The 18,218-nt window shown below is 63.6% G+C and carries 20 protein-coding genes; 16 read left to right on the top strand and 4 right to left on the bottom strand.

The genetic code is table 11. The features are described from left to right. The coding region (locus M1L53_RS32245; RefSeq protein ID WP_261949447.1) for an ABC transporter permease at positions 1-747 on the top strand (747 nt) is incomplete at its 5' end. 9 nt (positions 748-756) lie between these two features. On the opposite strand, the gene M1L53_RS32240 is transcribed toward M1L53_RS32245, so the two are convergent. Both M1L53_RS32240 and dapD read right to left on the bottom strand, forming a co-directional pair. Then, positions 757-2,139 (bottom strand): amino acid permease, encoded by a 1,383-nt coding sequence (locus M1L53_RS32240; RefSeq protein WP_003945184.1) that lies wholly within the window; start codon positions 2,137-2,139, stop codon positions 757-759. Further along, positions 2,139-3,092 carry a 2,3,4,5-tetrahydropyridine-2,6-dicarboxylate N-succinyltransferase gene (gene dapD, locus M1L53_RS32235; RefSeq protein ID WP_019749368.1) on the bottom strand — a complete coding sequence of 318 codons (954 nt, stop codon included), beginning with the start codon at positions 3,090-3,092 and terminating at the stop codon, positions 2,139-2,141. Before dapD ends, M1L53_RS32240 begins: the two co-directional genes overlap by 1 nt. Before the next feature lie 49 nt (positions 3,093-3,141). Here dapD and dapE point away from each other — a divergent pair, with 49 nt between their 5' ends. The 10 genes from dapE to M1L53_RS32185 all read left to right on the top strand — a co-directional run bounded on the left by dapE (position 3,142) and on the right by M1L53_RS32185 (position 11,591). Beyond that, positions 3,142-4,212: a succinyl-diaminopimelate desuccinylase gene (gene dapE, locus M1L53_RS32230; RefSeq protein ID WP_030536946.1), complete on the top strand. Its 1,071-nt coding sequence runs from the start codon at positions 3,142-3,144 to the stop codon at positions 4,210-4,212. Positions 4,213-4,228: 16 nt separating this feature from the next. Beyond that, positions 4,229-5,032 carry a TIGR00730 family Rossman fold protein gene (locus M1L53_RS32225; protein ID WP_003945176.1) on the top strand — a complete coding sequence of 268 codons (804 nt, stop codon included), beginning with the start codon at positions 4,229-4,231 and terminating at the stop codon, positions 5,030-5,032. Next, entirely contained in the window at positions 5,026-5,583 is a 558-nt protein-coding gene (locus M1L53_RS32220) for a TIGR00730 family Rossman fold protein (protein ID WP_003945191.1), read from the top strand. The genes M1L53_RS32225 and M1L53_RS32220 overlap by 7 nt, the downstream gene beginning before the upstream one ends. Positions 5,584-5,695: 112 nt before the next feature. Further along, on the top strand, positions 5,696-7,468 hold the full coding sequence (locus M1L53_RS32215) for a long-chain-acyl-CoA synthetase (protein WP_054187361.1): 1,773 nt from the start codon (positions 5,696-5,698) through the stop codon (positions 7,466-7,468). 30 nt (positions 7,469-7,498) lie between these two features. Beyond that, positions 7,499-8,398, top strand: a complete 900-nt coding sequence (gene folP, locus M1L53_RS32210) for a dihydropteroate synthase (RefSeq protein WP_030536944.1) — start codon at positions 7,499-7,501, stop codon at positions 8,396-8,398. After that, positions 8,395-9,336 carry a glucosyl-3-phosphoglycerate synthase gene (locus tag M1L53_RS32205; protein WP_003945188.1) on the top strand — a complete coding sequence of 314 codons (942 nt, stop codon included), beginning with the start codon at positions 8,395-8,397 and terminating at the stop codon, positions 9,334-9,336. The genes folP and M1L53_RS32205 overlap by 4 nt, the downstream gene beginning before the upstream one ends. Before the next feature lie 32 nt (positions 9,337-9,368). Further along, the gene (locus tag M1L53_RS32200; RefSeq protein WP_003945181.1) at positions 9,369-9,746 is read left to right on the top strand and encodes a DivIVA domain-containing protein; all 378 of its coding nucleotides are present in this window, start codon (positions 9,369-9,371) and stop codon (positions 9,744-9,746) included. Then, a complete protein-coding gene (locus M1L53_RS32195; protein WP_003945189.1) occupies positions 9,746-10,315 on the top strand; it encodes a DNA-3-methyladenine glycosylase I in 570 nt (189 codons plus the stop codon). The genes M1L53_RS32200 and M1L53_RS32195 overlap by 1 nt, the downstream gene beginning before the upstream one ends. Positions 10,316-10,466: 151 nt before the next feature. Further along, on the top strand, positions 10,467-10,634 hold the full coding sequence (locus M1L53_RS32190) for a DUF3117 domain-containing protein (RefSeq protein ID WP_003945169.1): 168 nt from the start codon (positions 10,467-10,469) through the stop codon (positions 10,632-10,634). A 117-nt stretch (positions 10,635-10,751) separates the two neighbouring features. Then, entirely contained in the window at positions 10,752-11,591 is an 840-nt protein-coding gene (locus M1L53_RS32185) for a putative RNA methyltransferase (RefSeq protein WP_007736089.1), read from the top strand. 6 nt (positions 11,592-11,597) lie between these two features. Here M1L53_RS32185 and glgA read toward each other — a convergent pair whose 3' ends face one another. Next, a complete protein-coding gene (gene glgA, locus M1L53_RS32180; RefSeq protein ID WP_003945186.1) occupies positions 11,598-12,770 on the bottom strand; it encodes a glycogen synthase in 1,173 nt (390 codons plus the stop codon). 132 nt (positions 12,771-12,902) lie between these two features. Here glgA and glgC point away from each other — a divergent pair, with 132 nt between their 5' ends. Then, positions 12,903-14,117 (top strand): glucose-1-phosphate adenylyltransferase, encoded by a 1,215-nt coding sequence (gene glgC, locus M1L53_RS32175; RefSeq protein ID WP_003945185.1) that lies wholly within the window; start codon positions 12,903-12,905, stop codon positions 14,115-14,117. Here glgC and M1L53_RS32170 read toward each other — a convergent pair. Next, positions 14,114-14,749, bottom strand: a complete 636-nt coding sequence (locus tag M1L53_RS32170; protein WP_007736091.1) for an O-methyltransferase — start codon at positions 14,747-14,749, stop codon at positions 14,114-14,116. The two genes, glgC and M1L53_RS32170, sit on opposite strands and share 4 nt — an antisense overlap. Positions 14,750-15,079: 330 nt before the next feature. Here M1L53_RS32170 and sigE point away from each other — a divergent pair, with 330 nt between their 5' ends. The 4 genes from sigE (at position 15,080) to tatB (ending at position 18,109) form a co-directional block, all read left to right on the top strand. Next, positions 15,080-15,676 (top strand): RNA polymerase sigma factor SigE, encoded by a 597-nt coding sequence (sigE, locus tag M1L53_RS32165; protein ID WP_029255812.1) that lies wholly within the window; start codon positions 15,080-15,082, stop codon positions 15,674-15,676. 52 nt (positions 15,677-15,728) lie between these two features. After that, entirely contained in the window at positions 15,729-16,088 is a 360-nt protein-coding gene (locus tag M1L53_RS32160; RefSeq protein WP_003945180.1) for a hypothetical protein, read from the top strand. Positions 16,089-16,163: 75 nt separating this feature from the next. Beyond that, complete coding sequence (locus M1L53_RS32155) at positions 16,164-17,642, top strand: trypsin-like peptidase domain-containing protein (RefSeq protein ID WP_054187360.1); 1,479 nt, start codon at positions 16,164-16,166, stop codon at positions 17,640-17,642. 74 nt (positions 17,643-17,716) lie between these two features. Further along, entirely contained in the window at positions 17,717-18,109 is a 393-nt protein-coding gene (gene tatB / locus M1L53_RS32150) for a Sec-independent protein translocase protein TatB (protein ID WP_003945177.1), read from the top strand. Positions 18,110-18,218: the final 109 nt, after the last annotated feature.

The raw sequence follows: 18,218 nt of genomic DNA, 5'->3' as shown, positions 1-18,218 counted from the left end.
AGTGCTGAACGTATCAAGATCACCACGACCAAGTCGCCGCTGTGGTGCACGATCATCATCATCGTGCTCGGGTTGGGACTCGCTACCGTTTTCGGACTGAGCGCCAAGTCGTCGCTCAGCAACCCCAACGGTGCAATGATGCCGACAGTTTCGGGGGCACTCAGTGGAGTGACCGGCTTCGGTGTGTTGGTTCTGATGATCATGGCGGCTCTCGCGATCACCAGCGAATATCGTTTCGGGACCATCCGCACCACCTTCCAGGCGGTTCCGAACCGCGCCTCGGTGCTCGTCGCCAAAGCGGGCCTCATCGGTGGGTTCGGAGCGGTGCTGACTCTCGTGTTGTCGTTCGGCGCCTTCGCCCTCACGAAGGCCACATCAGGTGACGCCGGAAGATTCCTGACTCTGTCCGGCGACGAGAACTGGCGGGTCGTCTACGGAACACCGATCTACGCGTTCTTCTGCGTAGTTCTAGCAGTCGGAGTGGGCACGTTGCTCCGGCAGTCTGCAGGTGCGATCGCGCTTCTGCTGTTGTGGCCCTTGCTGATCGAGAATCTTTTCAACCTGTTCGGAAGTATCGGCGAGAAGATCATGCCGTTCCTGCCGTTCATGAACGCCAACAACTTTCTCGGTTCCGGCGGTGGCGTCGATTTCCACTGGGGACCCTGGGGCAGCCTGATCTACTTCGCCCTCTTCGTGCTCGTCGTATTCGGTCTCAGCATCGTCGTCGTGAACAGGCGGGATGCATAGGCACACGGATCAGACGGGCTGATTCTGCTTACGCCAACGGGCGTTCAGGAAACCCAATGCCGCGATCACGAGGAACAACACGGTGGTCGAGATCAACTGTGCACGGGCATCGGCGTCGAAGAGCATGAGGACGACGAACACACCGAGCATCGCGAGTGTCGCGTAGCTCAGATACGGGAACAGCCACATCCGAACCGTCAGCTTGCCCGACGCTTCGAGTTGTTTTCGCAGTCGCAGATGCGAGACGACGATGAAGATCCAGATGACCAGCAGCGCAGCGCCGACTGCGTTGAGCAGGATGCCGAGCAGGTCGTCGGGGAGCAGCCAGTTGAGCAGGACGCTGACGAAGCCGAAGAACACCGACAGCAGAACGGCATTGGTCGGAACTCCGGTGCTCGACAGTTTCGCCATGAAGGCGGGTCCGTCGCCGCGGCGCGAAAGTGAGAACGCCATGCGAGAGGTGCCGTAGATGTTGGCGTTGAAGGCGGAAAGCAACGCCACTACTACGACGAGTTCCATGAACCCGGCAACGCCTGGAATGTTCGCCTTGTTCAGGACGGCCACAAACGGGCCGCTCTCGAGTTCGGGGTCGTTCCAGGGCAGCACCAGAACCATGATCGAGATGGCGCCGATGTAGAAGACGCTGATGCGCCACACGACGCTCCGGACAGCGACGGCGATGGAGCGTTCCGGATTCTCGGATTCGGCTGCGGCGATGGTGACGATCTCGATCCCACCGAAGGCGAATGCCACGACGAGAAGTCCTGCGGCTATGCCGGACAATCCATTGGGCATGAAGCCGCCCTGCCCGAACAGATTGCTCGTACCGACCGGGTCGGTATCGGGGAGGATGCCGAACACCAGCAGGACACCGATGATCAGGAAGCCGATGATGACGGTGACTTTGATTGCGGCGAACCAGAACTCGAACTCACCGAAGTTGCTGACTTTCGCCAGGTTCACCACGGCGAAGAACACCACGAAAACCAGGGCGACAACCCATTGCGGGATCGACGGCACCCAGTCGTTCACGATCGCCGAAGCCCCGGTGATCTCGGCGCCCAGCACCATGATCAGCATGAACCAGTAGAGCCAGCCCATCACGAAGCCGGCCCACTCGCCGATCCCCAGGCGCGCGTAGTGAGAGAAGGAACCGCTGGCCGGGATCGCGGCGCCCATCTCGCCGAGCATGCGCATCACGAACACCACGACGGCGCCCGCAAGGATGTAGGAGATCAGGACGGCCGGCCCGGCCTTGGCGATACCGACGCCGGTTCCGAGGAACAGGCCGGCGCCGATGGCCGAGCCCAAGCCCATCATCGTCAGATGGCGGACCTTGAGACCGTGGCCGAGAGCAGTGGTTGTTCCGTCGGAGACGTCGGTGCTACTCATCAGTCGTTAGCGTGCAAAGCAGCGTTCAGTTCGACGCCGGTGCCCTTCCACGGCACGACCTCGACGGCACCCGAGACCGAGTTACGACGGAAGAGAAGGTTCGACTTGCCGCTCAGTTCCTTGGCCTTGACGACGGTTCCGTCCGGGCCGGTGACCTTGGTGCCGGCGGTGACGTAGAGGCCCGCTTCGAGGACGCAGTCGTCGCCGAGCGAAATGCCGAGGCCGGCGTTTGCGCCGAGGAGGCAGCGCTTGCCGAGGGAGATCGTTTCCTTGCCTCCACCGGAGAGGGTGCCCATGATCGAGGCGCCGCCGCCCACATCGGATCCGTCGTCGACGACGACGCCCGCGGAGATGCGGCCTTCGACCATCGAGTTGCCGAGGGTTCCGGCGTTGAAGTTGACGAAGCCCTCGTGCATGACGGTCGTTCCGCTGGCGAGGTGTGCACCGAGTCGGACACGGTCCGCGTCACCGATGCGAACTCCGGACGGCACGACGTAGTCGACCATGCGGGGGAACTTGTCGACGCTGAACACGGTCACGACGCCGCGGATGCGCAGACGCGAGCGAACCTGCTCGAAACCTTCGACGGCGCACGGGCCGAAGTTGGTCCACACGACGTTGCTGAGCAGGCCGAACTGGCCGTCGAGGTTGACACCATGGGGTGCGACGAGACGGTGCGAGAGGAGATGGAGGCGCAGGTAGACGTCATGTGCGTCGACCGGCGCCTTGGAGAGATCGGCGATGGTGGTGCGCACGACGACCTGCGATACCTCGCGAGCGTCGTCAGTGCCTGCCAGCAGTGCAAGATCGGAAGGAATATCTGTTCCCTCGACGTTCTCGGTACCGGTCTTGTCGAATGTTCCCAGCTCCGGTGCCGGGAACCAGGTGTCGAGGACGGTTCCGTCCGCGGTCACGTTGGCGATACCTACTGCTGTTGCTCCCTGTGCGCTCACGGGACTAGAGATTACTGGGTGGTGGGTGCACCGGCCTAGGCTGGTGCGTGTGAGCATCCTCGATCTTGCTTCGGACCCCATCGACTTGACGGCCGCCCTGGTCGACATCCCCAGCGTCTCGCACGACGAATCCGTCATTGCGCAGGCTGTCGAGGATGCGCTGCGTGAGCAGACTTCGGGCTTCGAGATCATCCGCAACGGCAATGCCGTGTTGGCGCGTACGTCGCGTGGTTTGCCCAGTCGGGTCATGCTCGCCGGACATCTGGATACGGTGCCGATCGCGGACAACGTTCCTTCGCGGCGTGACGGCGACATCCTGCACGGCTGCGGGACCGTGGACATGAAGTCGGGCGACGCGGTCTTCCTACACCTTGCGGCCACCATCGAGAACCTGGCCCACGATCTGACCCTCGTCTTCTACGACTGCGAAGAGATCGCCGCAACGTACAACGGCCTGGGACGGATCGAACGCGAGATCCCGCAATGGCTCGCGGCGGACGTCGCAATTCTCGGTGAGCCGACGGCCGGTTTCATCGAGGCCGGGTGCCAGGGCACGATGCGGGTTCGGTTGACGGCTTCGGGAACTCGCGCACATTCGGCCAGGTCCTGGCTGGGGGACAACGCCATTCACAAGTTCGGCGGTGCGTTGGAGCGGTTGTCGAGTTACCAGCCGCGCTCGGTCGACATCGACGGTTGCGGCTACCGCGAGGGCTTGTCGGCGGTGCGGATCTCCGGTGGCGTCGCCGGAAACGTCGTCCCGGACGAAGCCGAGATGGACGTCAATTTCCGATTCGCGCCCGATCGCAGCGAGGTACAAGCCGAGGCGCACGTGCGCGAAGTGTTCGACGGTCTGGGCCTCGGATTCGAGGTCACCGACTCCTCGCCCGGCGCGCTGCCCGGCTTGGCGAACCCGTCCGCTGCCGCCCTGATCGAGGCGGCCGGTGGTCAGTTCCGTGCGAAGTACGGGTGGACCGACGTGTCCAGGTTCTCGGCGCTCGGCATTCCTGCCGTGAACTACGGACCGGGTGATCCGAACCTCGCGCACAAGCGCGACGAGCACGTTCCGGTGCAGCAGATCACCGACGTCGCGGCCGTGCTGAGGAAGTATCTGTCGGCCTGACCGTTAGCCTTGCCGCATGGCACCAGAGAAGAATTCGGCTTCGAAGAAGCAGAGCTCGTCGATCAAGCACCGCGGGCCGGTTCAGCTTCGACGCAAGCGCAAGGACGAGAAGACCACGACGGATCAGCGCTTGCTCGACAAGCGCGGACCCACGGATTGGGTACACACCGATCCGTGGCGTGTGCTGCGTATCCAGAGCGAATTCATCGAAGGTTTCGGCGCACTCGCCGAGGTCCCGCGTGCGGTGACGGTGTTCGGTTCGGCCCGCACCACGGTCGATCATCCCGAGTACCAATCCGGGCGCGAGCTGGGAACGGCGTTGGCCGAGGCCGGGTACGCCGTCATCACCGGTGGTGGGCCAGGAGTGATGGAAGCTGCCAACCGCGGTTGCAGTGAGGCCGGCGGGTACTCGATCGGCCTCGGCATCGAGTTGCCGTTCGAGCAGGGACTCAACGAGTGGGTGGATCTCGGAATCAACTTCCGGTACTTCTTCGCACGCAAGACGATGTTCGTGAAGTACTCCCAGGCATTCATCTGCCTGCCGGGTGGCTTCGGAACACTCGACGAGCTGTTCGAGGCACTCACCCTGGTGCAGACCCACAAGGTCACGCGCTTCCCGATCGTCCTGTTCGGTACCGAGTACTGGTCCGGACTCGTCGATTGGATCCGCGGCACCCTCGAGCGTGACGGCAAGATTTCCGAAGGTGACGTGAACTTGCTGCACGTCACCGACAGTGTGGAAGAAGCAGTACGAATCGTCCTCAACGCCGACAAGGGCGTCGACGAGGCCGCAGATCTGGGGAAAGAAGAAGAATGGTGACCGATTCCGACAAGAAGTACTCGATCTGCGTCTACTGCGCGTCGGGTCCGGTGGACGAATCGTTCCTGGCGTTGGCTGCCGAGGTGGGAACCGCGATCGGTCGACGCGGATGGCAGTTGGTCTCGGGTGGCGGCAACGTGTCGATGATGGGCGCTGTCGCCGAGTCCGCTCGCGCGGCGGGTGCCTGGACCGTCGGCGTCATCCCGAAGGCCTTGGTGCACAAGGAAGTTGCCGACGTCGATGCCGACGAGCTGATCGTCACGGACACCATGCGCGAACGCAAGAAGCTGATGGAAGACCACGCCGACGCGTTCATCACGCTGCCCGGCGGAATCGGGACGCTGGAAGAGTTGTTCGAGACGTGGACAGCCGGCTACCTGGGAATGCACGAGAAACCTGTCGTGATGCTCGATCCCGTCGGCCACTTCACCGGCCTGCTCGAGTGGTTGAACAAGCTCGACGGGACCGGCTTCGTCGGGCGTCAGGCGCTGGACACTCTGCTGGTGAGGACGGACGTCGAGGCCGCGCTCGACGCGTGCGTCAAATCCTGATCAGACGCGTGCGTGAAACCCTGACCTGGGGCATGGCGGGCTTTATTACCGTGCAGTAAGGTGGCCGCAGACTGGGCGGCCGAATGGGCGCCGGATACGTGTTAGGGGAGCCATGAGTTCGGAAGCCCGTTCGACCGTCGGCCTGCTCGATCTGGCGGCAAAACTGCCGTCGATGATCACCGAGGTGCCGATCCTGGCGCGGGGGGCCGCCGGGCTCACCCGTAAGCCTTCGGCCAAGGAATCGATCGGGTTGATCTTCCAGAAGGCCGCGCACGCGCACCCGTCGCGCCCGTTCATCCGGTTCGAGGGCCACGCGACCAGTTACGCGGAAGCCAACGAACTGGTGAACCGCTACGCGGACGTTCTCCGTGGTCGAGGAGTCGACCGCGGAGACGTCGTCGGAGTGCTGGCAAAGAACACTCCCGAAGCGCTGCTGATCGCCTTGGCCGCGGTAAAACTCGGCGCGGCAGCGGGCATGCTGAACTACAACCAGCGCGACGACGTTCTGGCACACAGCCTTACGCTTCTCGATGCGCGCGTCCTGGTGGTCGCCGACGAGTGCGAAGAAGCCCTCGAATCGTTGCCCGCCGGATTTAGCGGACCGAACCAACTTCTCGTCAGCGAACTCGCGGATCTGGCGAAGACGGCTGATCCGTCCAACCCCGCGGTCACCGCCGAGGTGCTGGCAAAGGAGAAGGCGTTCTACATCTTCACCTCGGGCACCACCGGAATGCCCAAGGCCAGCTTGATGACTCACTTCCGTTGGTTGAAGTCGATGTCGGGGCTCGGGTTGATGGGCGTGCGCTTGCGCGACTCGGACACCCTGTACTGCTGCCTGCCGCTCTACCACAACAACGCGTTGACGGTCTCGCTGTCCTCGGTGCTCGCGTCCGGTGCGACAATCGCGATCGGACGTCAGTTCTCGGCCTCGCGGTTCTGGGACGACATCGCACTCAACAAGGCGACCGCGTTCACCTACATCGGCGAACTGTGCCGCTATCTGCTCAACCAGCCGGTCAAGCCGACCGACAGCGACAATGCTGTTCGGCTGATGGTGGGTAACGGTCTGCGCCCTGAGATCTGGGCCGAATTCACCCAGCGGTTCGGCATACCCCGCGTCGCCGAGTTCTACGGTGCGAGCGAATGCAACATTGCGTTCGTCAACGCACTCAACGTCGACAAGACGGCCGGCATCTGCCCGTTGCCGCACGCCGTCGTGGAGTTCGACGAGGACACCGGAAAAGCGTTGCGTGGAGCCGACGGTCGACTCCGCAAGGTTTCCACGGGTCAGGTCGGACTCCTGCTGTCGAAGGTCACCGACCGGGCGCCTTTCGACGGTTACACCGACGAAGCGGCGAGCAACAGCAAACTGGTACGCGGCGGATTCAAGGACGACGACACCTGGTTCGACACCGGAGACCTGGTGCGCAAGCAGGGATGGGGCCACGTCGCCTTCGTCGACCGTCTCGGCGACACCTTCCGTTGGAAGGGAGAGAACGTCGCCACCACGGAGGTCGAGGGCGCGCTGAGTTCGCACCCGGCCGTCGAGGAAGCAGTTGTCTACGGCGTCGAGATTCCGGGCACCGACGGTCGCGCGGGCATGGCGGCGGTGAAGTTACGTGACAGTCAGAGTTTCGAGGGCAGCGAAGTCGCGGCTCATCTCTACGGCAAGCTTCCCAACTACGCGGTCCCGCTGTTCATCCGCATCGTCGACTCACTCGAACACACCAGCACTTTCAAGTCGCGCAAGGTGGAATTGCGCAACGAGGGCTACGACGTCGGCGCCGACACTCTGCACGTTCTCGAAGGCCGTGAGGGTGGTTACGTGGACTCGTACGACGAATACGTCGGAAAGGTCGCGGCGGGCTCGGTACCCAAGGGCTAGACCGAGTTCCGTCATGCCAGTATGAGTGGCATGTCTTCACTCCCCGGTTCTACCGCGCAGCCAGGTCCGGCGCCCACCCTGTGTGGGCGTCCGGTCGCGGTCGACCGTGCACTGGTGATGGCCATCGTCAACCGCACTCCCGATTCCTTCTACGACCAAGGCGCGACGTTCTCGGATTCGGCAGCGATGGCTGCCGTCGACAGGGCCGTCGACGAGGGCGCCGATCTGGTGGACATCGGGGGAGTGAAAGCTGGGCCCGGTGACCTCGTCGACGCCGACGAAGAGGTCAGGCGAGTCGTTCCGTTCGTCGCCGCGATCAGAGCCAAGTACCCCGAGCTGATCATCAGCGTCGACACCTGGCGGAGCGGCGTCGCGCGGTTGGCACGCGCCGAAGGCGCCGACCTGATCAACGACACGTGGGCGGGTGCGGATCCCGACCTAGTCCTGGTTGCTGCCGAGACTGGTGCCGGGATCGTCTGCTCGCACACGGGTGGCGCGGTTCCGCGCACCCGCCCGCATCGTGTCCGCTACGACGACGTCGTCGCAGATGTGGTCACCGAGGTCGTGTCGGCGGCAGAGCGCGCCCTGGCACTCGGGGTTCCGCGTGACGCGATCCTGATCGATCCCACCCACGATTTCGGTAAGAACACCTTTCACGGGCTCGAGTTGTTGCGGAAAGTGGACGTTCTTGTAAACACCGGGTGGCCAGTGCTGATGGCGCTGAGTAATAAGGACTTCATCGGGGAGACTCTTGGTGTGGAGCTTTCCGAGAGGTTGGAGGGAACATTGGCAGCGACAGCAATGGCCGCGGCGGGCGGCGCCCGGGTGTTCCGTGTTCACGAGGTGGCGTCCACCCGTCGAGTCGTCGACATGGTGGCCGCGATCCAGGGACGCCGTGCCCCGGTACGTACGGTTCGAGGTCTGGCATGAGCATCACCGGTGCGGGCCCGACCCGCGTATGGGCAGACGCCAACAGTTGGGACCATCCGAGTTGGACGGTCGCCGAGCTCGAACGGGCGAAGGGTGGCCGAACCGTCTCGGTGGTGTTGCCCGCGCTCAACGAAGAGGACACCGTTGCTGCGGTGGTCGACACCATTCATCCGTTGCTCGGTGGTTTGGTCGACGAGTTGATCGTTCTCGATTCCGGTTCGACCGACCGTACCGCCGAGCGTGCTCGCGCGGCGGGGGCGACGGTGATCAGTCGTGAGAGCGCAGTCCCGTCCATCCCGCCGACCGCGGGCAAGGGTGAGGTGCTGTGGCGTTCGGTCGCCGCAACGACCGGCGATCTGATCGCATTCGTCGACTCCGATCTCATCAATCCCGATCCGGCGTTCGTGCCCAAACTGCTGGGGCCGCTGCTCACGGTTGACGGCATCCATCTGGTGAAGGGCTACTACCGCCGTCCGCTGCGCGTGAGCGGCACGGAGGATGCCAACGGCGGCGGGCGAGTCACGGAATTGGTTGCGCGGCCCATGTTGGCCGCGCTGCGGCCGGAACTCACGTCGGTACTGCAACCGCTTGGCGGTGAATACGCGGGCACCCGTGAGCTGCTGTCCGCTGTCCCGTTTGCGCCCGGCTACGGCGTCGAGATCGGCCTTCTGCTCGACACGTACGACACGTTGGGGCTGGCGGCGATCGGTCAGGTCAATCTCGGTGTGCGCAAGCATCGCAACCGGCCGCTCGCCGACCTCGGTGTGATGAGCCGGCAGATCATCGGAACGATGCTCCGGCGGTGCGGGATCGAGGATTCGGGTGCCGGGTTGACCCAATTCCTGGTCGACGGCGATTCTTTCGTGCCCGAGACCACCGAGGTTTCGCTACTCGATCGACCCCCGATGAATTCGATAGTGCGCACCGCGGGGGTCTGACCGCTCACACTCGGGTATGGGAGTATCGGTCCATGATGACGATCCTCCTGTACCTGATTGTCATGGCACTGGTCGGCGCGATGATCTTCCTCGCCGCCAGCGCTGTGTTCGGGCGCTCGGAAGAGCTGCCGCCGCTGCCTCCTGGCACGACGGCGACCGTACTCCCGGCAGAGGACGTCACCGGGGCGGATGTCGACGCGCTGCGTTTTCAGCAGGTGCTGCGTGGCTACAAGGCGAGTGAAGTGGATTGGGCCCTGCATCGCCTCGGGTTGGAAATCGATTCTCTGCGTGCACAACTGGGCCGTGACGAGCGGTCTGAGGTCCTGGTGAAAGCGGATGCTCCGGCCAAGGCCGAAGCATCGCAGGAGGAGCCTGAGACCGTATCCGAATCGAAGGATTCCCAGGGCTGATGGCCGACGGACTCGTTCGGTGCGGCTGGGTGGTCGAGACGCCCGGCGACACGCTCTACCGCGACTATCACGACGAGGAGTGGGGGCGTCCGCTGCACGGGCGCGACGAACTGTTCGAACGACTCGCCCTCGAAGCATTCCAATCGGGACTTTCGTGGATCACGATTCTGCGCAAACGCGAGGCGTTCCGCGAAGCCTTCGACGGGTTCGATCCGGACAAGGTCGCAGCGTACGGAGTTGCGGATGTCGAGAGATTGCTCTCCGATGCCGCGATCGTCCGCAATCGCGCGAAGATCGAGGCGACGATTTCCAACGCCCGAGTGCTCGTGAATTCGCCCGATCTGGACCTCGATTCGTTACTCTGGTCGTTCTCGCCGCCTCGACGCACCAGAAGACTGACATCAATTGCAGAGGTTCCCGCGGTCACTCCCGAGTCGACTGCCATGGCTAAGGAACTCAAGCGGCGCGGGTTCAAGTTTGTGGGTCCTACCACGGCTTATGCGCTCATGCAGGCCACCGGAATGGTCGATGATCACGTGGCCGATTGCTGGGTTCCGGCGCAGGTGTGACGGTCGACTGAACACCCCTAAATGTGACTCAGATTCCCGGTTCCCGCATCCATAGGGAACAATGGAGGGTACGAGCCTCGCTGATTGTTGGCGGGGCGCACCGTTAGTCGAGGCGCAGAGCAATGCAGCGCAGATCTGGAGGGAGCAGAGGATGGCGGCCATGAAGCCCCGGACCGGGGACGGTCCCCTCGAAGCAACCAAAGAGGGACGAGGAATCGTCATGCGGGTTCCACTCGAGGGTGGCGGACGCCTCGTCGTCGAGCTGACCCCGGATGAAGCTGCAGCGCTCGGTGTGGAACTCACGAACGTCACCAGCTAGTCGGGTCCAGGTTGTAGCAGTACGAACAACAGCACGTGATTGCACGCAGGCTCCGTATCCGTTTCGGTACGGGGCCTGAAGTGTGTGCGCACCGCCGGTAGCCGAAAGGACGGATCAATGCTTGCCGCCGTGATCGATCTTCTGTCCTGCCCGCAGTGTGCTGCTGATCTGGAATTGGTGGACGGCGCCGCCGAGTGCGACCGCGGACATCGATTCGATATCGCTCGTCAGGGTTACGTGAGCCTGATCAGTGGCGGTGCCACGAAGTTCACCGGCGACAGTGCCGAGATGATTGCCGCGCGTGCACGATTGCTCGGCGCCGGCCACTTCGGCCCGCTGATGGATGCCGTCACCCGGGCCTGCGCGACGACGGCGGGGTCGGACCCCGCGCGGATCGTCGAAATCGGCGCAGGCACAGGACAATACCTCGCACACGTCGTGGATTCGCTGCCTGATTCTCGGGCGATAGCCTTGGACGTGTCCAAGTTCGCGGCCCGGCGTGCCGCGAAGGTCCACGAAAGAATCGGTTCGATCGTCGCAGACGTCTGGCAACCACTACCCATTCGCGACGGAGCGCTCTCTCACGTGCTCTGTGTGTTCGCTCCTCGTAACGGTCCGCAGTCCCATCGAGTTCTCGCCGAAGACGGCGTTCTGGTGGTCCTGACGCCCACCGACAGGCATCTGCGCGAGCTGATCGACATTCTCGCGATGGTCCGGGTCGACGACCGCAAAGTGGAACGTCTCGAATCGTCGATGGCCGGATACTTCGAGCGTGTGAGTAGCGACGAGGTCGAGTTCACGATGTCACTCTCACACCAGGACGTCCTCGACTTGGTGGGGATGGGACCGTCGGCGAGACACCTGACGCCCGCCGATCTGGCTGCCGCCGTGGCGAAGCTGCCGCAGCCGAGCACCGTCACCGCGTCGGCGACGGTCTCGACCTATCGCAAGATCTGACGCGGATCAGCGTCTCGTGACGGCGTCCGCGTAGACCTCGAGCGTCTGCTTGGCGATTTCGGCCCAGGAGAACTCGTCGATCGCACGGATCCTGCCCGCACGACCCATCGCGTCGGCGCCTTCTCGGTCGGCGACAACGGCATTGACGGTGGCCGCGAGCGATTCCTCGAATGCGTTCGGCTCGTAGGCGTTGTAGTGCACGAGTCGACCGGTGACGCCGTCGGCGACCACCTCGGGGATGCCGCCGACGTCGGAAGCGACCACGGCGGTCTCACACGCCATGGCTTCGAGATTGACGATCCCGAGGGGTTCGTACACCGAAGGGCAGACGAATACCGTTGCTGCCGAGAGTATTTCCCTGATCTGCTCGGTCGGAAGCATCTCGCGCACCCAGTAGACATTGCCCCGGTGCCGGGCGAGTTCGGCCACCGCCTTCTCCGTCTCGGCGGCGATCTCCGGCGTATCGGGAGCGCCGGCGCACAGCACGAGCTGAATCTCCGGGTCGAAGTGGTGGGCTGCCGCGACGAGGTGCCCGACGCCCTTCTGCCTCGTGATGCGTCCGACAAAGGCCACGATGGGTTTCGCCGGGTCGACGCCGATCGACGCGAGTGCGGACTGTGCTCCCGGCGCAGATCCCCCGGGATGCCATACCTCGGTGTCGATTCCGTTGCGCACTACGTGAACGCGACTCGGATCGACAGCGGGATACGCGTCGAGGACGTCGAGTCGCATACCGGAACTGACGGCGATGATCGCGTCTGCGTGCTCGACGGCGTTGCGTTCGGACCACGACGAGATCCGATAGCCGCCGCCTAGCTGTTCGGCCTTCCACGGGCGTCTGGGCTCGAGTGAGTGCGCGGTGAGGATGTGCGGCACGTCGTAGAGAGCCGACGCGAGATGCCCGGCCAGTCCGGTGTACCAGGTGTGGGAGTGGACGATGTCGACACCGGCCGCGGCGTCCGCCATGCGCAGTTCGGTGGAGAGCGTCGTCAGGGCCGGGTTGGATCCGGCGAGAGCGGGGTCGGGAGAGTGGACGATCGCGCCTTCGCGCGGGGCGCCCATGCAGTGCACGTCGACCTCGCACAGCCGTTTCATCTGAGCGACGAGCTCGGTTACGTGTACTCCTGCGCCGCCGTAGATCTCCGGCGGGTATTCCTTGGTCATCATCGCGACTCGCACGCGCTAAACCTAACCGCCCGTGGTCGATCCGGCTACCGATCACGTTATCCCCGGCCGTTCGGAGGGGGACACGATCGGACCTCTCGGACTGCTTCGCTAGCGGGAGTTCACCAGTGCGGATAGGTTAGCGGTGTGAGAAGCCAGCCGCATGTGCTTGGAATCGTGCTCGCCGGGGGCGAGGGCAAACGCTTGTATCCGCTGACCGCGGACAGAGCGAAGCCCGCAGTGCCCTTCGGAGGTGCATATCGACTTATCGACTTCGTGTTGAGCAACCTTGTCAACGCGGGATATCTGCGTATTTGTGTGTTGACGCAATACAAGTCACATTCACTCGACCGCCACATTTCGCAGACGTGGCGATTGTCCGGGTTCGCGGGTGAGTACATCACCCCGGTCCCGGCCCAGCAGCGGCTCGGGCCGCGCTGGTACACCGGCAGTGCCGACGCAATCCTGCAGTCGCTCAATCTCGTTTACGACGAGGACCCCGAGTACATCGTGGTTTTCGGTGCCGACCACGTGTACCGGATGGATCCGGAACAGATGGTTCAGCACCACATCGAATCCGGGGCAGGCGTGACGGTCGCGGGTATTCGTGTACCGCGAAGTGAGGCTTTTGCTTTCGGCTGCATCGACAGTGACGAGTCCGGACGCATCACCCAGTTCCTGGAAAAGCCCGCCCATCCTCCCGGGACACCGGACGACCCCAATTCGACGTTCGCGTCCATGGGTAACTATGTGTTCACCACCAAGGTACTCGTGGACGCCATCCGCGCTGATTCAGAGAATTCCGATTCCGATCACGACATGGGCGGCGACATCATTCCCGCCTTGGTCGCCGCGGGTGAGGCGTCGGTCTACGACTTCAAGGACAACGTCGTTCCCGGTGCCACCGATCGAGACCGCGGCTACTGGCGTGACGTCGGTACCCTCGACGCCTTCTACGACGCTCACATGGACCTGGTGTCGGTGCACCCGATCTTCAATCTCTACAACCGTCGCTGGCCCATCCGCGGCGCCACCGAGAATCTCGCGCCCGCAAAGTTCGTGAAGGGCGGACTCGCGCAGGAATCGGTCGTCGGTGCGGGGTCGATCCTGTCCGCGGCGACCGTGCGCAATTCGGTACTCAGTTCCAACGTGATGATCGAGGACGGTGCGACCGTCGAGGGCAGCGTGCTGATGCCGGGTGTGCGCATCGGCAAGGGTGCCGTCGTACGGCGAGCGATCCTCGACAAGAACGTCGTCGTCGGTGACGGCGAAATCATCGGCGTCGATCTCGAACGTGACCGCGAACGATTTGCCGTCAGTCAGGGTGGCGTCGTCGCCATCGGTAAGGGCGTCTGGATCTAGAGCTTGCTCGCGCAGAGGAGGCCGTCACCGAGGGGGAGGAGGACTCGAATGAGTCGCTCGTCCTCGGTCACGGCCTTTGCCGCTTCTCGGACCGCAACCGTTGTCGCGTCGCGTGCGGAGCTGTCGGCAACGCGGCCGTCGGCCAGGGCGTTGTGCAGAACGATGACACCGCCGGAGCGCAGCAGGCGGACACCTTCGCGGACGTAGTGCGGGTGGTCGATCGCGGCGCAGTCGACGAATACCAGGTCGTAGCCGCCGTCGGCGAGCCGGGGAAGCACGTCGAGAGCCCGTCCGTTGATCAGGCGAGTGCGTGCCGGAGCGATTCCGCTTTCGCGGAAGGTCAGCTTGGCGGCCCGCTGATGTTCGGGTTCGCTGTCGATCGTGGTCAGGACGCCGTCGTCGCGCATTCCGTGCAGAAGCCACAGGCTGCTCACGCCGGCTCCGGTACCCACCTCGACGGCCGTCTTCGCGTCGAGCATCCTCGCGAACATCGCGAGCGTCGCACCGACGGCGGGCGTCACCGGATGGGCTCCGAGATCCAGCGCTCGATCTCGCGCCGCGGTCAAAATCTCGTCCTCGGAAACTACGTCCTCGACGTGGCGGAGTATCTGTTCGGCGTGGGTCACGCTCATGAGGTTATCGGGCGGTTCGGATTGTCGCTGCAAGGCGCGCAGTCACCAGGATTCTCAGGAATCCCTCAGGCTCCTCATATGGCGCGCACACCGCGATGAGAAAAGGTGTATACATCGCCGGATCGAAGATCGCACGGCGGTATCGATTTCTACCAAGTTGATCTTTCGCAGCTCGGTGATCGGGAACAAATCACAGCAACGGCTGGTTCTCCCGAATATCGCGCATCACGTGATTCGGACAACGCGGTGATCGAACTACGCGATCCCGAGCAGGAGGATCAACTTATTTACCAGGTCAACGACGAGCCTCGCCCTCGAGAGTCGGAAGTTTTGACGACGGAATCGGCTGTGGATTCCGAATTGATCGGCACTGCTGTGTTCGATGCAACTGGTGAGAAGTCCTCCATGCCGTCTTGGGACGAACTCGTGCGTCAGCACGGTGACCGGGTGTACCGCCTGGCCTACCGGTTGTCAGGCGATGCCCAGGACGCCGAGGACTTGACGCAGGACACCTTTATCCGGGTGTTCCGCTCGCTCTCCGATTATCAGCCCGGAACTTTCGAGGGCTGGTTGCACCGCATCACCACAAACCTGTTCCTCGACATGGTTCGCCGACGCAATCGCATCCGTATGGAAGCGCTGCCCGAGGACTACGACCGCGTTCCCTCACCCGGTCCGGACCCCGAGCAGATCTACCACGACGCGCGCCTCGACGCAGGTCTGCAGGCCGCACTGGACTCACTCGCACCTGAATTTCGTGCCGCTGTCGTGCTCTGTGACATCGAAGGTCTGTCGTACGAGGAAATCGGTGCCACACTGGGAGTGAAGCTCGGAACGGTTCGTAGCCGTATCCATCGTGGGCGACAGGCGATTCGTGATCATCTGGCAGCGCAGCGCGCAGCCGAATCCGAACTCGTCGGTTTCTGACGGTCGGGTTCGAGCTACAGAGCGGGACGTGGTCAATCACCTGGAGGGACGAATGACGGAGGCGCGGGCACATCGCCAGTTCGGTTCGACCGAACATCTGGCCAGCGAGGCAATCGCTGCCTACGTCGACGGAGAACTCCGAATGCAGGCCTACTTGCGGGCCTCGCATCACATCTCGATCTGCGCCGAGTGCGCTGCGGCCGTCGATGCTCAGCAGCAGGCACGTGGTGCGCTGCGTCGAAGCGGCGAGATGACGATGCCGTTGTCCCTGGTGGGACTTCTCAGCCAGATTCCTTCGTGCAACAGTCCGACTACCGGGCCGAATTCGGAAAACGCCGACAGTTCCGTCGGTAATCAACCCGCCGGCTTCTCCACCATCAGCAAGAGGTTGTCCCGTCGCTGGCGCAAATGACGCCGCGCGCCAGCTTCCCGGCGCGGATCAGTGATACTGGACCATGTGACTGACGGAAAAAGGGGGCACTCCGGAGTGAGTTCGGATTCTTCGGCAAACGGTTCGGTGGACAGACCGGCAGATGCGCCGGTTCTCGACCCCCGTCCGGTCTATCGACCCCAGATCGATCCGGCCTCGCGCCAGGTGTTCGGTCGGCCGAGTGGAGTCGAGGGCTCGTTCACTCCGGTGGCCGCGCGATCGACTCCGTCCTCCGATGTCGTGATCGGGACTCCGGACCCGGTTCTGGCCGAAGCGTTCGGTCGACCCGCAGACGCCACCGAGTCGATCGGTCGCGATCCCGAGGCGACGGCGAACAACACGCCCGACGAAGAAACGCCGCGTGATCCGTGGCGTGATCCTGAATCCGCCGTCTCGCTGGGCAAGCCCGCAGAGTCCGAGGCGCCGGTGCAGTTGCCTCCCGCCCAGAAACTCGACGTGCGTGAGCTGTTGTTCGGTCGCAAGGTCGCCCCCTCGGCACTGGCCGCTCTTGCGGGCATGGCGCTTGTCATCGCTCTCGTCGGTGGGTTGCTTACCACTGTCATCACTGCCGATCGCAGTTCACTCACCAGCTCACGTGTCACGCTTGTTCAATCCGGCGGTGGGGAACAGCCGGAGTCTCAGGTGGCGAAAGTCGCCGACGCGGTACTGCCATCCGTGGTGTCGATTCAGGTCGCCGTCGGCGACCAGGGCAGCACGGGTTCCGGTGTGGTCATCGAAGGCGCCGGATACATCGTCACCAACAACCACGTGATCTCCTCGGCTGTTCCGCCCGCTCAGGACGCGAAGATCCAGGTGATCTTCTCCGACGGAACCAAGACCGACGCCCAGATCGTCGGACGTGACGTCAAGACAGACCTCGCAGTGCTCAAGGTGTCGGCGAACAATCTGACGGTCGCTCAGCTCGGAAAATCCGAGGATGTTCAGGTGGGCGACGACGTCGTCGCCGTCGGCTCACCGCTCGGATTGAGCAAGACTGTCACCCGCGGGATCGTCAGTGCACTGAACCGGCCTCTGCGGTTGTCGGGTGAAGGCACCGATACCAACGCCGTCATCGACGCCGTCCAGACCGACGCGGCGATCAACCACGGCAACTCCGGTGGTGCGCTCGTCGACGACGAAGCCCGCGTCATCGGCATCAACACCGCAATGCTCAGTGAGTCCGGCGGTTCGGTCGGGCTCGGCTTCGCGATTCCGATCGACACGGTGACCGAGGTGGCGCAGACCATCATTCGCGACGGCAAGGTTCATCACCCCGACATCGGCGTGAATGCCCGCACCGCGGTCAACGACGCGACCAGTGGTGCTGCGGTGGCCAACGTGCGCGACGGCAGCCCCGCTCAACGTGCGGGGATCGTCGAGGGGGACGTCATCGTCAAGGTCGGTGACCGACCGGTGACAAGTGCCGACGAATTGGTGGTTGCGGTCAACGCGACGACCGTCGATCAGCCGGTCAACGTTCAGTTGATCCGCGACGGACGGCAGGTCGACATTTCGGTCACGCCGGTGTCGGACTGATCGGACCCTGCGATCTTCCTGTGAGGTTGATCCGGACATGCGCGCACCGAGCGAGCACACAGTAGGCTGACCCTGTGTTTGGCAACATCGGTTGGGGCGAGTTCATGATCCTCCTCGTAGCGGCTCTGGTCATCTTGGGACCCGAGCGGCTTCCTGGTGCGGTCTCCTGGGTCACGAAATCCCTGAGGCAGGTGCGCGAATATGCTTCGGGCGCTTCCAATCAGCTCAAGGAAGAACTGGGCACCGATTTCGAGGATCTGCGTAAACCGCTCGCAGATCTGAACAAGCTGCGCGGAATGACGCCGCGCGCTGTGATCACCCAGCACCTCCTCGACGGCGACGACTCCATCTTCACGGGCAACTTCGACAAGAAGCCGCAGAGCGGAGTGCAGGAGCCGAAGACGCTGTCGAAGGACAAGCCACTCACCGCCGGCGAACGTCCTCCTGTGGACTTCGACGCCACCTAGATTCGACATACGGAAGGGGGGGGGGGGGGGGGGGGGGGGGGGGGGCGGCCCCGGCGTCGGGGGGGGGGGGGGGGTGGGAGGGGCGGGTTGGGAGGAAGCATTAAGGGAG

The organism is Rhodococcus sp. T9N (assembly GCF_024436645.1).
GTDB lineage: Bacteria > Actinomycetota > Actinomycetes > Mycobacteriales > Mycobacteriaceae > Rhodococcus_F > Rhodococcus_F qingshengii.
Note: the sequence above shows the minus strand (reverse complement) of the source record. Positions and strands in the feature narration are given on the sequence as shown.

Bases quoted from the DNA above. Each gene is read 5' to 3' on its own strand.
- M1L53_RS32240 (WP_003945184.1), bottom strand. From the start codon at position 2,139: ATGAGTAGCACCGACGTCTCCGACGGAACAACCACTGCTCTCGGCCAC.
- M1L53_RS32225 (WP_003945176.1), top strand. From the start codon at position 4,229: ATGGCACCAGAGAAGAATTCGGCTTCGAAGAAGCAGAGCTCGTCGATC.
- M1L53_RS32220 (WP_003945191.1), top strand. From the start codon at position 5,026: ATGGTGACCGATTCCGACAAGAAGTACTCGATCTGCGTCTACTGCGCG.
- M1L53_RS32215 (WP_054187361.1), top strand. From the start codon at position 5,696: ATGAGTTCGGAAGCCCGTTCGACCGTCGGCCTGCTCGATCTGGCGGCA.
- folP (WP_030536944.1), top strand. From the start codon at position 7,499: ATGTCTTCACTCCCCGGTTCTACCGCGCAGCCAGGTCCGGCGCCCACC.
- M1L53_RS32205 (WP_003945188.1), top strand. From the start codon at position 8,395: ATGAGCATCACCGGTGCGGGCCCGACCCGCGTATGGGCAGACGCCAAC.
- M1L53_RS32200 (WP_003945181.1), top strand. From the start codon at position 9,369: ATGATGACGATCCTCCTGTACCTGATTGTCATGGCACTGGTCGGCGCG.
- M1L53_RS32195 (WP_003945189.1), top strand. From the start codon at position 9,746: ATGGCCGACGGACTCGTTCGGTGCGGCTGGGTGGTCGAGACGCCCGGC.
- M1L53_RS32190 (WP_003945169.1), top strand. From the start codon at position 10,467: ATGGCGGCCATGAAGCCCCGGACCGGGGACGGTCCCCTCGAAGCAACC.
- M1L53_RS32185 (WP_007736089.1), top strand. From the start codon at position 10,752: ATGCTTGCCGCCGTGATCGATCTTCTGTCCTGCCCGCAGTGTGCTGCT.
- M1L53_RS32170 (WP_007736091.1), bottom strand. From the start codon at position 14,749: ATGAGCGTGACCCACGCCGAACAGATACTCCGCCACGTCGAGGACGTA.
- M1L53_RS32160 (WP_003945180.1), top strand. From the start codon at position 15,729: ATGACGGAGGCGCGGGCACATCGCCAGTTCGGTTCGACCGAACATCTG.